This is a genomic window from Acinetobacter sp. CIP A162 (assembly GCF_000367905.1).
Lineage (GTDB): Bacteria > Pseudomonadota > Gammaproteobacteria > Pseudomonadales > Moraxellaceae > Acinetobacter > Acinetobacter lwoffii.
This window is the reverse complement of sequence record NZ_KB849161.1, coordinates 115330-129238: the sequence shown is the minus strand read 5'-3', so window position 1 is coordinate 129238 and position 13909 is coordinate 115330. Positions and strand designations below refer to the sequence as shown.

Here is a 13909-nt window from a genome sequence, read left to right as displayed (position 1 = left end):
GAAAGACGTGATAGCCTGCGAAAAGCTCCGGGGAGGCGGCAAATATCCTGTGATCCGGAGATGTCTGAATGGGGAAACCCACTTACCATAAGGTAGGTATTGCAACATGAATACATAGTGTTGCAAGGCGAACGAGGGGAAGTGAAACATCTCAGTACCCTTAGGAAAAGAAATCAATTGAGATTCCCTCAGTAGCGGCGAGCGAAAGGGGAAGAGCCCATTAAGTCATATAAGTTCTAGTGGAACGCTCTGGGAAGTGCGACCGTAGACGGTGATAGTCCTGTACACGAAAGGGCTTATATGATGATGTCGAGTAGGGCGAGGCACGTGAAACCTTGTCTGAATATGGGGGGACCATCCTCCAAGGCTAAATACTCCTGACTGACCGATAGTGAACCAGTACCGTGAGGGAAAGGCGAAAAGAACCCCTGTGAGGGGAGTGAAATAGATCCTGAAACCGCATGCATACAAGCAGTGGGAGCCGGCATTGTGTCCGGTGACTGCGTACCTTTTGTATAATGGGTCAGCGACTTATATTCAGTAGCAAGGTTAACCGAATAGGGGAGCCGTAGGGAAACCGAGTCTTAATAGGGCGTTTAGTTGCTGGGTATAGACCCGAAACCAGGTGATCTATCCATGAGCAGGTTGAAGGTTGGGTAACACTAACTGGAGGACCGAACCCACTGTCGTTGAAAAGCCAGGGGATGACTTGTGGATAGGGGTGAAAGGCTAATCAAACTTGGTGATAGCTGGTTCTCCCCGAAAGCTATTTAGGTAGCGCCTCGGACGAATACCATTGGGGGTAGAGCACTGTTTCGGCTAGGGGGTCATCCCGACTTACCAAACCGATGCAAACTCCGAATACCAATGAGTACTATCCGGGAGACAGACTGCGGGTGCTAACGTCCGTAGTCAAGAGGAAAACAATCCAGACCGCCAGCTAAGGCCCCAAAATTATAGTTAAGTGGGAAACGATGTGGGAAGGCATAGACAGCTAGGAGGTTGGCTTAGAAGCAGCCACCCTTTAAAGAAAGCGTAATAGCTCACTAGTCGAGTCGGCCTGCGCGGAAGATGTAACGGGGCTAAAACTATATGCCGAAGCTGCGGATGCATAATTTATTATGCGTGGTAGGGGAGCGTTCTGTAAGCCGATGAAGGTGGATTGAGAAGTCTGCTGGAGGTATCAGAAGTGCGAATGCTGACGTGAGTAACGACAATGCGAGTGAAAAACTCGCACGCTGAAAGACCAAGGGTTCCAGTCCAACGTTAATCGGGGCTGGGTGAGTCGACCCCTAAGGCGAGGCCGAGAGGCGTAGTCGATGGGAAATTGGTTAATATTCCAATACTTCTGTGTAATGCGATGAGAGGACGGAGAAGGTTAAGTCAGCCTGGCGTTGGTTGTCCAGGTGGAAGGTTGTAGGCATGTATCTTAGGCAAATCCGGGGTACTCTATGCTGAGAACTGATAGCAAGCTGTACTTGTACAGTGAAGTGGCTGATACCATGCTTCCAGGAAAAGTCTCTAAGCTTCAGTTACACAGGAATCGTACCCGAAACCGACACAGGTGGTCAGGTCGAGTAGACCAAAGCGCTTGAGAGAACTCTGCTGAAGGAACTAGGCAAAATGGTACCGTAACTTCGGGAGAAGGTACGCTGTTGTCTGTGATAGGACTTGCTCCTTGAGCGGCCGACAGCCTCAGAAACCAGGCCCCTGCAACTGTTTATTAAAAACATAGCACTCTGCAAACACGAAAGTGGACGTATAGGGTGTGATGCCTGCCCGGTGCTGGAAGGTTAATTGATGGGGTTAGCGTAAGCGAAGCTCTTGATCGAAGCCCCAGTAAACGGCGGCCGTAACTATAACGGTCCTAAGGTAGCGAAATTCCTTGTCGGGTAAGTTCCGACCTGCACGAATGGCATAATGATGGGGGCGCTGTCTCCAGCAGAGACTCAGTGAAATCGAATTCGCCGTGAAGATGCGGTGTACCCGCGGCTAGACGGAAAGACCCCGTGAACCTTTACTGCAGCTTGACATTGAACTTTGATCTTACTTGTGTAGGATAGGTGGGAGGCTTTGAAGTCGCGACGCTAGTTGCGATGGAGCCGTCCTTGAAATACCACCCTGGTAATATTGAGGTTCTAACTCTGTCCCGTTATCCGGGACGAGGACCATGTCTGGTGGGTAGTTTGACTGGGGCGGTCTCCTCCTAAAGAGTAACGGAGGAGTACGAAGGTGCGCTCAGCGTGGTCGGAAATCACGCGTAGAGTATAAAGGCAAAAGCGCGCTTAACTGCGAGACCCACAAGTCGAGCAGGTACGAAAGTAGGTCTTAGTGATCCGGTGGTTCTGTATGGAAGGGCCATCGCTCAACGGATAAAAGGTACTCTGGGGATAACAGGCTGATACCGCCCAAGAGTTCATATCGACGGCGGTGTTTGGCACCTCGATGTCGGCTCATCTCATCCTGGGGCTGAAGCAGGTCCCAAGGGTATGGCTGTTCGCCATTTAAAGAGGTACGCGAGCTGGGTTTAGAACGTCGTGAGACAGTTCGGTCCCTATCTACCGTGGGCGTTGGAAATTTGAGAGGATCTGCTCCTAGTACGAGAGGACCAGAGTGGACGAACCTCTGGTGTACCGGTTGTCACGCCAGTGGCATCGCCGGGTAGCTATGTTCGGAAGGGATAACCGCTGAAAGCATCTAAGCGGGAAGCCTACCTCAAGATAAGATTTCCCCGAGACTTTATGTCTCCTAAAGAGCCGTTGAAGACTACGACGTTGATAGGTTGGATGTGGAAGCATAGTGATATGTGAAGCTGACCAATACTAATTGCTCGTGAGGCTTGACTATACAACACCCAAACAGTTGTTGTACGAACTTCGAAAGAAGTGAGGATCAATTGATTCGATATTCAGCAAAACAGCTTGATTCATAAGCTCGTTAGTATGACAATATTCAACTCAAATAAAACCTGTTAATGAATTCTATTTGGTAGAAAGCAAGGCATCTCAATAAGACCTAGCAAGTATCCATAAACAGTTGTGCTGGCGACCATAGCAAGAGTGAACCACCTGATCCCTTCCCGAACTCAGAAGTGAAACCTCTTAGCGCTGATGGTAGTGTGGGGTTACCCATGTGAGAGTAAGTCATCGCCAGCTCATTATTCGAAACACCCCCTGTCATTTGATAGGGGGTGTTTTTTTATGCGCGGGTTTTAGTCAAATAATTGTTGAAGTGTTGAGTATTGATTAAAAACTGGACTCATGGGTTTAGAATTTTAAGGAATAAGTAAGACTTTAGTCGGATATTGCATGAAAAGTAGCTGTGTTGAACTAAGTTGTTGCGAAGACATGGCGATAAGAATCATTAAAAATAATAAATAAGAGTTAGGGTCATGTGTCGTGCTGAAAACAACGAAAAAAACTCACAGGAGGTGAGTAAAAATGGCAGAAAACATGAACAGAGTAGCAAACACGGTAAGTGTGAATGATCTGATTGATCAGGCAAAATTCACTAAATTTCACTTAAGCATTGTATTGTGGTGTTTGTTTATTGTCCTATTTGACGGATATGATTTAGCAATTAACGGTGTCGTTCTGCCTCTACTTATGCAAGAGTGGGGTATGAGTGCTGTTCAAGCAGGCATGCTTGCAAGTACAGCACTCGCTGGCATGATGTTTGGAGCCATGCTGTTTGGGATGCTTGCAGACAAAATTGGTCGTAAAAAAGTTATCTTGATTTGTGTGTCTTTATTTAGTGCTTTTACATTTTTAGGTGGATTTACCACTAATCCAACAGAGTTTGGTATTTTACGTTTTATTGCTGGTTTAGGGATTGGTGGTGTATTACCAAACTTAGTCGCTTTAACGTCTGAATATGCACCTAAACGTTTAAAAAGCACACTGGTAACCACCATGTTTAGTGGTTATGCCGTAGGCGGTATTATGGCTGCATTATGCGGTACATGGTTTACACCAAGTTTTGGTTGGGAAATTATGTTCTTCATTGCAGGTATTCCATTACTTTTTGTTCCATTTTTTTGGAAGTTCTTACCTGAGTCTTTAACTTTCCTCGTTAAAGAACAAAAAGTGAATGAAGCACGTCGCTTTATAAAGCAAGTCGAGCCAACTGCAGACATACAAGCAGATACTGAACTTGTTCTAGCTAGCGCTGATCAAACCCAAAGTGCATCAGTAAAAGCTTTATTTACAGAAAATCGTGCCACAGGAACATTCTTATTTTGGATTGCTTTCTTTATGTGCTTACTCATGCTTTACGCACTTGGAAGCTGGCTACCAAAACTTATGATGGCCGCGGGATATTCTTTAGGTAGCAGTTTAATGTTCTTATTAGCACTGAATATTGGTGCCGTGATCGGAACCATTAGCGGTGGTATTTTGGCAGACCGTTTTGACTTTAAACCTGTTCTTATGAGTATGTTAACTGTCGGTGTACTGTCTTTGGTTGGTTTGGGCTTTAATTCTCCAACCCCTGTTATTTATTTACTTGTCAGTTTAGCAGGTGCCTCATCTATTGGTACCAGTATCTTGTTATATAGCTATGTTGCTCAATACTATCCTGTTGCAGTACGTTCTACTGGTATTGGTTGGGCTTCTGCTGTAGGGCGTACAGGTGCAATCGTTGGCCCAATCGTGATTGGTATGCTGCTTGGGATGGAGTTACCACATAAATGGAACTTTATCGCAGTTGCAATGCCAGGTATTATTGGCATCATCGCTATTTCAATGATTCGTAAGCCACAACCTGGTCGCGTTATGGTGAAAAAATTAAAAACAGCCAAAATTTAAACTCTCGTAATTGACCTACTCAGTTAAAAAGCTCCTTACTTAAAGGGGCTTTTTCATATCTTTAGTATGAAATTAAATCAATATTCAATTGGTCAAAAGAATAAGCGGATTAAAAGAGCTTAAATATTGGGCGAATTAAAAAATAAATATCAATTATTCAAAAGTTTATATTAGTAATAGTGTGACATATCACGCAAATAAATGACCTTTCGGTGAGCATAGCAGAATATCAATTAGTCTTATTGTGCCTTAAATCCCGCTTGCGTATATTGCCTGACATTGAAGATTGACTTCAGTCTTCAACAAGATGTTATGGACAAGTACTCATGGGAGATGAGAACGATGACAACGGAAAAAATAGATGTAAATTCTGTAGTCGATAATGCGAAATTCACGCCTTTCCACTTCAATGTAGTTGCTTGGTGTTTACTCATTATCTTATTTGATGGCTACGATCTCGCAATCAATGGTGTAGTTTTACCGTTATTGATGCAAGACTGGGGCTTAAGTGCAGTGCAGGCCGGAATGCTTGCAAGTACCGCACTGGCTGGCATGATGTTTGGTGCGATGATCTTTGGTTCCCTCGCGGACAAGATCGGCCGTAAGAAAGTGATCATGATCTGTATTGTATTATTTAGTGGTTTAACTTTTGCCGGCGGCTTTGCTTCAAACCCAACCGAATTCGGTATTTTACGTTTCCTTGCCGGTCTTGGTATTGGTGGCGTAATGCCAAACCTGGTGGCATTGACTTCGGAATATGCCCCACAAAAAATGCGTAGTACGCTGGTGACCACCATGTTTAGTGGTTATGCGGTAGGTGGCGTAATGGCTGCGTTATTGGGTTCATGGTTTACCCCAAGTTTTGGTTGGCAAATCATGTTCTTTATCGCGGGTATTCCACTGTTTTTGTTACCAGTGATCTGGAAATTCCTGCCTGAATCTCTCGCATTTATTGTGAAACAGAATAAGCAGCCAGAAGCTCGTCGTATTGTACGTCGCTTGGCGCCAAATCTGACAGTTACCGAGAATACAACTTTCACTTTGCCACAGGAAAATGTGCCTGAAGCAGCCAACGTGGTGAGCTTGTTCCGTCGTGGTCGTGCGGTCAATACTTTACTGTTCTGGGTCGCGTTCTTCACTTGTCTGTTAACCATGTATGCACTGAGCAGCTGGTTACCGAAGTTAATGATGGCAGCGGGCTACTCGATGGACAACAGTTTGATGTTCATGATGGTGATGAACGTTGGTGCGGTTGTAGGTATTGTCGGTGGTGGTATTCTTGCGGATCGTTTCCACTTGAAACCGGTACTGATGTTCCTGGGTATGATGGGTGCGATTGTGATGAGCTCAATGGGCTTTGCATCTAACCAATTCTTACTTTACATCCTAGTATTCTTGGCGGGGGCAGCGTCGATTGGTTCGCAAATGTTGCTGTATAGCTATGTGGCGCAGTTCTACCCACTTGCGGTACGTTCGACAGGTATTGGCTGGTCTTCTGCGATCGGTCGTATGGGCGCGATTGTAGGGCCGATCCTGATTGGTGGCTTACTTGGTATGAATCTGCCTGCTTACTTTAACTTTATGGCAGTTGGTTTACCGGTTCTGATTACTGCAATTGCGGTTGCGTTGATCATGCATGACAATGAGTCTGAAAAGATTGGTTCAATTGAACCCGCAGTGTCTAAAGCTTAAAGCTAAGTTTTTAAATAAGAAGCCTCCGAAAGGGGGCTTTTTTATTTTTGAGATATTATATATTTTGTTTTTAATATTTATTTTTGAAAATTAAAAACATGGAAGAATTGAAATATATTTATATACAGAATATTGAACAAGCATTATCGCGTTTAAAAGTTACAAAAGAATTTTTAGAAATTTATTTAAATTCCTCAAAGCAAGCTTATTTAGAGTCTGCAATACTTCAGTTGAGGAAAACTTTAGAATTATTAGCTTTTGCTGCTATAGCTCCAAATAAAACAGAGTATGCAAAATTTAGGTTAAAAGCTGAAAGTCGTAATGATTACCGTAAAGATTATAAAGCTAGCACTATTGTCAAAATATTAAAAAATATCAATAAAGATTTTTATCCTATTCCTTTATCAGAACCCTTTCTTGTCAAGGAAGGGTATTATCACTTTGAAAGACAAAAAGAGAATTTTTTAACGATTAATAATTTCATCAGATTGTATGACAAATTAGGTAAATATCTTCATGCAGATAATCCATGGGGACATGATAAAAATTTAAAAAATTTTGTTGATACATTACCTAAAGAAATTAAAGCAATAGAATCATTATTGTCATTGTATTTTACAACTATAAGAACCGATAATTTTATCGGTGTATGGGTTATCAAAACTACCAGTGATCCTATCTCAGTTGAGGTTACGGTAGGTTATGCTAATGAAGATTTTTCAATTAAATAACTTGAAACGGATAATTTTATGAAACTCAACTCATTCTCCCCAATCCTTGAAGATGATGAACTGCATCTTCCTGAACTGGTGTACTGGGCTTCTTTAGGCGATGTTGAACAGGTCGAGCAAGGCTTACAGAAAGGTCTGGACGTTAACTCTGCCGACGAAGAAGGCTATAGTGCTTTACAGGCCGCTGCTGAAAATGATCATCTGGAAGTGGTCAAACTCTTGGTCAGCAAGGGTGCTGATATTGCACATCGCAGTCCTAATACTGCTTTAGAATTGGCCGAAATGGCCGGAAATAAAGACGTTGTGACTTATCTGAAAAGTCTGGCCGGTGGTGTCTGAATATAAAAAAGAACCTCAAATTTGAGGTTCTTTTTTATGGTATGAGCTTAGGCAGCATCACCTTCAAGCTCTTTTAAGATCGCTTCATTGAAAGCCGGTAAATCATCCGGATTACGTGAAGTAATCAGTACCCAGTCGCCAGTATTGCAGCGGTGAACCTGTTCATCGACCCATTTTCCACCGGCATTTTCCAGATCCAGCTTGATGCTCTTATATGAAGTCAGATTCTTGTCTTTGATACGCTGTGCATCAATCAAGGTCCATGGCCCATGACAGATCGCGGCAATCGGTTTGTGATTATCGGCAAAATGCTGAATGATTTTTTGCGCATCCTGATTGATTCTCAAGGTATCCGCATTGACTGTACCGCCGGGAATCACCAAAAGATCATAATCATCCAGATCGACGTGTTCAAGACTGGTATCCGGCGTATATTGGGTGGCAGCTTTGGTATCACCTTTGACCGTCGCGACATCTTCATTTTTTTCGGCAGCATGAATCACTTCAAAACCTTTGGACTTTAGAAAATTTAAAGGCTCAGTGAGTTCATCATGTTCAATGCCTTGATTAGATGTAATAAAGAGGACCTTTTTTACCATGATTGCTGTTCCTAAAAAATGCGAGGATTTTTAGCTTAACAACAAGGGGATTCTTACAATGTTGGAGTTTTAGCTCGGAACTGTTAAGCAATGATAAATAAAATAATAGGCAGAAAAAAAAGCCCCGACATCCTGTCGGGGCTTTTTCGTATCTCGTGATTTAGGTATAACTCCTGTCGTACCTCACGTCCTGGTGTTGCGATGTTATTCTTGTTTTTAGGTCTTCTGGAGCATCCTGCTCTCTATGTTTATAAAGTAATACACATCCCGGTGGCGCACTAGCAGCAGATTGCGGTTATTGCTGTACGCTTTGGCTTACATCAGCGCAGAGAAATTAAGCTGTGCAAACTTAACCGGTTGTATTGCATTAAAAATGTATATCTAAGCCGATATAAGGACCTTTAAATTCCAGCTGTAAGTCTGGACGTTGATCCTGTTCAAAATCTACCTGCATGAGGCGATAACCGATTTTGGCACCGACATCGACCAGCAGATTATCAATGAAATCATATTGCAATTCTGCCTGTACGTCGGTTTTTCGGGTATCGCTGCCGCGACTGTAAACCGCTTCTGCTTTGGCACTCATACCGGTAAATGGCAATTTAACCCCGGCTGTTGCATAGAGCAGTGGGCTATATTCATCCAGATCGTATTGCGTGAAAGCGCCGGCAGTCCGGTTTTCCACCGTACCATCCAGATTGGTTAAACCTGCACCTATATCCGCATGCACAATGGTATCCAGCAATTCGTAATACAGAATATAGTCAATATTGTTCAGCTCGATATCTGAGGCATTGACAGGAGAACTCTGTTCGCTGGTGCTGTCCAGATTGACGTATTTAATCTTGGCATTTGGCAATAACGGTACCGGATGTTCTACAGCGACAGATAGTTGTGCTGTACCTTGTCGATCCAGCTCATGCTTGAAATTGTTATCCTGGCTATAGCCGTCAAAATCCCAGTAGCTGAGATCCGCTTTCACGCCAATCACATCTGCATGACTGAGCGTACTGAGTCCAAAACCGAAGAATAAGGTGGTGAGTATTTTTGCGCGCATGGCTCTATTCCCTAAAGCTTTATTAAAATTAGAAGTGTCTGGTTACTTAAAAGCATCTTCTTAATATGGAGTAGCAAGTGCATGATATAGAGAATTTCAAAAATGTATATCCTTAGATTTTGCAGGACAATAAGATGGTAGCGAGAAGCACACAACAAGCGAAAGAGTATGCATTATATGTCGCCGGTCAGGTGGCTCAGACGGGTGAATGGCTAGAGGTCAAACATAAATATAACCACGAACTGTATGCCCGTGTCGCTTTGGCAGATGCCAACACACTGGAACAGGCGATTCAGTCTGCCGTAGACGCAGAAGCCGAAATGGCTGCCTTAGAGCCGTTCCAGAAACAGAAAATTCTGCTGCATTGCGTACGCCGTTTTCGTGAGATTCATGAAGAACTGACCGAAATTCTGATTGCAGAGGGCGGTAAACCGCGTAAAGCGGCCGAAGCTGAAGTTGAGCGTCTGATTAATACCTTTCAGATTGCCGCAGATGCCGTGACCCAGGTTGATCAGGGACGTATGCTGCCTTTGGCCGTGACTGCGGCAGCATCCGGTTATCAGGGTATTGTGAAGCAGGTGCCAATTGGTGCAGTGTCTCTGATCAGTCCGTTTAATTTTCCTTTAAACCTGACCGCGCATAAAATTGCTCCTGCGATTGCAGCCGGTTGTCCCTTTGTGCTGAAACCGCCGAGTCTAACCCCGATTTCTGCCTTAAAAATTGCCGAAATTCTGGCGGAAACCGATTTACCGCAAGGTGCCTTTTCGGTATTGCCCTGTCCGCGAGAGCTGGCCGATCTACTGGTCACTGATGAGCGTTTTAAATTACTCAGTTTTACCGGTTCCGATGCTGTGGGCTGGGATATGAAAGCGCGTGCCGGACGCAAAAAAGTGGTCTTGGAGCTGGGTGGCAATGCTGCTGTCATGATTGAGCCAGATACCGAAATTAACGATGTCTTGATTAACCGTCTAATTGGCGGGGCGTATAACCATGCCGGACAGGTGTGTATCAGTGTGCAACGCATTTTGGTGCATCAGCAGATTTATACTGAAGTGAAGGACAAACTGCTGGCGAAACTGAAAACGATTAAAGCCGCTGATCCGAATCTGAGCACAACCTTGGTTGGTCCGATGATCAAGGAAGATGAAGCCAAACGCCTGAAAAAATGGCTGGATAAAGCCGTGAAAAAAGACGCGAAAATCCTGATTGGAGGCGAATTGAATGGTGTGATGTTCGCACCGACCTTGCTGGAAAATGTAGACCACAGTCTGGAAATCTACCGTGATGAAGCCTTTGGCCCGGTGGCAATTCTGGAAGCGTATGCTGATTTCGAATCCGGTATTGCCTGTATCAACCGCAGCCGTTTTGGCTTGCAAGCTGGAGTGTATACTCAGAATCTGAACAAGATGCTGTATGCCTGGGATCATCTGCATGTCGGCGGTGTCATTATCAATGATATTCCGTCTTTCCGGGTCGATAACATGCCCTATGGCGGGGTCAAAGATTCAGGTCTGGGTCGTGAAGGAATTCAGTCCGCCATTCGCGATATGCAGGAAGAGCGCATGCTGGTGATTAAAGCCTAGGTTCAGAATATTCAATTCATCGCTTCGATATCACAGGTGGCTGGTTTTTAAATCTGCTTGTGATATTTAAACCGGTTTTTAAAGAGGTCAAAATTCCATGAGAGAATTTGATTTCCCATATCACGGCTTGGTCATGTGCCTTAGTATGAGCCGTTTCATCTTCAAATAATGATCTAAAAACAGATGCTGGATCAGAGTCTTGGAATACATTTTTTGAAACAGCGACCCTGTAGTAAAACTTAAGAAAAATATATTCCAAAAAGTTTGTCAATATATAACTTGTTTAATCTGCCTTATTTTGCAGAATTATTGAACGCTTAATTCGAATAGATTATAAATAACGAATATTTTAAGCAGAATTTACAGAAAAAATTTAAAAAAGTCAGTATTGTTAAATCATCTACAAGGTCAGTTTTTCGATCAGACTTTAAGCAAGATGTAAGACCTGCTGACCTGTTTGTACATTAGAATTCGACGCCCACAAGGTGCCCTCTAATTCAAACACCCAAAATTATTGAAAATGCTTCTTTTTTTGCTTGCGCCATAACCATAACAAGCAGCATCTAAAGGGGTTAAAAGTTTAGGTGTTCTATGACAGAAACTCGTGAGAATTGGTCCGCACGATCAGGATTCATTATTGCAGCGATTGGTTCCGCCGTTGGCTTGGGGAATATCTGGCGTTTCCCTTATGTTGCCTATGAAAATGGTGGCGGGGCATTCCTGATCCCCTATCTGATTGCGATTTTCGCAGCAGGTTTACCTTTATTGTTTTTAGACTATGCGGTCGGACACAAGTTCCGTAAAGCACCGCCTATGGCCTATAAAAAACTCATGAATGCCGAATCCTTGGGTTGGTGGCAGGTCATGGTCACTCTGGTGATCGGGATTTACTATGCCAGCGTCTTGTCCTGGGCTGGCAGCTATATGTTCTATTCCTTTGGACAGCAGTGGGGCACAGATACCCAAGGCTTCTTCTTCAATACTTACCTACAAAATGGTGAGGGTCTGACGCTCGGTTTTGTACCTGTGCTGTTCTTTGGTCTGGTGGTCGTTTGGGCAGCAGTCATGCTGATTCTTTACGGTGGAGTACGCCGTGGGGTAGAACTGGCGAATAAAATCTTTATGCCATTGCTGGTGATTTTATTCACGATCCTAGTGATTCAGGCAGTACGTTTACCTGGTGCAGTCGATGGTTTAAATGCTTTCTTCACGCCGAACTGGGAAGCGATGGCCAACTATAAAGTCTGGTTAGCCGCTTTTGGTCATATCTTCTTCTCACTGTCAGTGGGCTTCGGGATCATGTTGACCTATGCATCTTACCTGAAACGCAAAACTAACCTGACCGGTTCAGGGATTGTGGTGGCATTGGCCAACTCGTCTTTTGAAATTCTGGCGGGTATTGGTGTCTTTGCCGCGCTTGGTTTTATGGCGTTCAGCTCAGGCGCGAAAGTTGAAGATGTAGTATCTGGCGGTATCGGTCTGGCCTTTATTGCGTTTCCGAAAATCATTTCCAGTTTAGGTGCAGGTGGTGACCTGTTCGGTTTCCTGTTCTTTGGTTCATTGACGGTTGCCGGTATTACCTCGATGGTCAGTATCCTGCAAGTTCCGATTGCTGCGTTCCAGGACAAACTGGGCTGGTCAAAGAACAAGTCAGTGACGATTATTGCTGGTGGTTCAGCAGTGATTTCTACCCTGATGTTCTCGACACATAGTGCCATTACCTTTGTCGATATCATCGACTACTTTGCCAATAACATCGGTATTGTCGGTGGCGGTCTGTTATCGATTATTCTGTTGTCGTGGTTCCGTCGTCCATTAATGAAACAGCTGGAAGGCCATGTGAATGAGTTTGCCAGCGTGAAACTGGGTGCGAGCTGGAACTTCATGCTAACGGTGATCACGCCTTTGTCATTATTGCTGGCATTGGGCCTGACCCTGAAATCGATCATGGCAGAAGGTTATGGTGGCTATGCTGCCAGTACCCTATGGATGGTAGGTGGAGGAGTAATGGCATTCTTTATTCTGGGTGCCATTCTATTCAGCCTGATTAAAGATCGTCACAGCTAGGAGAGCGACTATGAATACATCTGCACTAATCATGATGATCATCTCTATCGTTTTATTATGGGGTGGTCTGGTACTGGCTGTGATTCATCTGGCAAAGAATCCGGAAGAACCAGAAGACTAAAAATCTTCACATAAACCTACTGTTACCATAAATAGAAGTCATTATCATCCTTGATGATAATGACTTTTTTAATGGCTGATGCTTTGACATGATTTCCGTTTCAGATGGACAAGTCCATACAGCCTTTGCCGTGACTTTATTTGCCGGGCTGGCCACCGTGGTGGGTGGGGGACTGGTATTATTCTTAAAAAAACCTAATTTCCGTTTGCTAGCCTTTGGTCTGGCCTTTGCTGCCGGTGCCATGATTTATGTCTCTTTAACCGAAATTCTGAACAAATCGATCGCGTCCTTTAGCCTGGATTTTGATGAAAAAAACGGTTTTGCCTTTGGCACTTTTGCTTTTTTACTGGGCGTAGTTCTGGTGTTATTGCTGGATCGCTTTGTGCCGAATCCCCATGACACCATTGAAACCCATTCTGCCAAGGGCGTCAGTTCAACCCAATTACTGCGTACCGGCATGTTGACCCTGTTTGCGATTAGCGCACATAACCTGCCGGAAGGACTGGCGACGTTTTTTGCCACACTGGAAAGCCCTGCTTTGGGTGCGCCACTGGCGGTGGCAATTGCGATTCATAATGTACCAGAAGGTGTGGCGATTGCCTTGCCGGTATATATGGCCACGGGCCGTAAAGATTATGCGCTCTGGGCCAGTCTGGTTTCGGGTTTGGCCGAACCATTGGGGGCAGCGCTCGGTTATTTTATTCTGGCACCTTATATGAGTGAAACCGTCTATGGTCTGATCTTTGGGGTGATTGGCGGCGTGATGGTTTATCTGGCACTGGATGAATTATTGCCGACGGCAAAACGCTATGCCAAAGGACATGAAACGGTATATGGGCTGGTCAGTGGCATGGCTGCATTGGCCAGCAGTCTGGTGATTTTTAAGTTTATTCAATAAACCTCATATTCACTAAA

10 protein-coding genes and 2 rRNA genes are annotated in these 13909 nt (G+C 44.3%); 10 read left to right on the top strand and 2 right to left on the bottom strand.

Annotation, left to right across the window (positions count from 1 at the left end; genetic code table 11):
- From F995_RS15455 to F995_RS15430, 6 genes are all read left to right on the top strand, one after another.
- Positions 1-2847 (top strand): 23S ribosomal RNA (locus tag F995_RS15455); the annotation flags it as partial.
- 193 nt (positions 2848-3040) lie between these two features.
- Positions 3041-3155, top strand: a 5S ribosomal RNA gene (gene rrf / locus F995_RS15450).
- Between the two features lie 285 nt (positions 3156-3440).
- Positions 3441-4805 carry an MFS transporter gene (locus tag F995_RS15445; RefSeq protein WP_004647701.1) on the top strand — a complete coding sequence of 455 codons (1365 nt, stop codon included), beginning with the start codon at positions 3441-3443 and terminating at the stop codon, positions 4803-4805.
- 342 nt (positions 4806-5147) lie between these two features.
- Positions 5148-6497: an aromatic acid/H+ symport family MFS transporter gene (locus F995_RS15440; RefSeq protein ID WP_004647700.1), complete on the top strand. Its 1350-nt coding sequence runs from the start codon at positions 5148-5150 to the stop codon at positions 6495-6497.
- A gap of 98 nt (positions 6498-6595) precedes the next feature.
- Entirely contained in the window at positions 6596-7228 is a 633-nt protein-coding gene (locus F995_RS15435; protein ID WP_004647699.1) for a hypothetical protein, read from the top strand.
- Positions 7229-7246: 18 nt separating this feature from the next.
- Positions 7247-7567: an ankyrin repeat domain-containing protein gene (locus tag F995_RS15430; RefSeq protein ID WP_004647698.1), complete on the top strand. Its 321-nt coding sequence runs from the start codon at positions 7247-7249 to the stop codon at positions 7565-7567.
- Positions 7568-7614: 47 nt separating this feature from the next.
- Here F995_RS15430 and F995_RS15425 read toward each other — a convergent pair whose 3' ends face one another.
- Together F995_RS15425 and F995_RS15420 are read right to left on the bottom strand one after the other, a co-directional pair.
- Positions 7615-8166: a type 1 glutamine amidotransferase domain-containing protein gene (locus F995_RS15425; RefSeq protein ID WP_004647697.1), complete on the bottom strand. Its 552-nt coding sequence runs from the start codon at positions 8164-8166 to the stop codon at positions 7615-7617.
- 367 nt (positions 8167-8533) lie between these two features.
- Positions 8534-9223, bottom strand: a complete 690-nt coding sequence (locus tag F995_RS15420; protein WP_004647696.1) for a TIGR04219 family outer membrane beta-barrel protein — start codon at positions 9221-9223, stop codon at positions 8534-8536.
- A gap of 134 nt (positions 9224-9357) precedes the next feature.
- Between F995_RS15420 and F995_RS15415 the strand changes: the two genes are divergently transcribed.
- The 4 genes from F995_RS15415 (at position 9358) to zupT (ending at position 13892) form a co-directional block, all read left to right on the top strand.
- Positions 9358-10806 (top strand): aldehyde dehydrogenase family protein, encoded by a 1449-nt coding sequence (locus tag F995_RS15415; protein WP_004647695.1) that lies wholly within the window; start codon positions 9358-9360, stop codon positions 10804-10806.
- Positions 10807-11397: 591 nt separating this feature from the next.
- Positions 11398-12873 (top strand): sodium-dependent transporter, encoded by a 1476-nt coding sequence (locus tag F995_RS15410; protein WP_004280815.1) that lies wholly within the window; start codon positions 11398-11400, stop codon positions 12871-12873.
- Positions 12874-12883: 10 nt separating this feature from the next.
- Positions 12884-12994 (top strand): methionine/alanine import family NSS transporter small subunit, encoded by a 111-nt coding sequence (locus F995_RS16440; RefSeq protein WP_004647694.1) that lies wholly within the window; start codon positions 12884-12886, stop codon positions 12992-12994.
- A gap of 88 nt (positions 12995-13082) precedes the next feature.
- Positions 13083-13892: a zinc transporter ZupT gene (zupT, locus tag F995_RS15405; protein WP_004647693.1), complete on the top strand. Its 810-nt coding sequence runs from the start codon at positions 13083-13085 to the stop codon at positions 13890-13892.
- Positions 13893-13909: the final 17 nt, after the last annotated feature.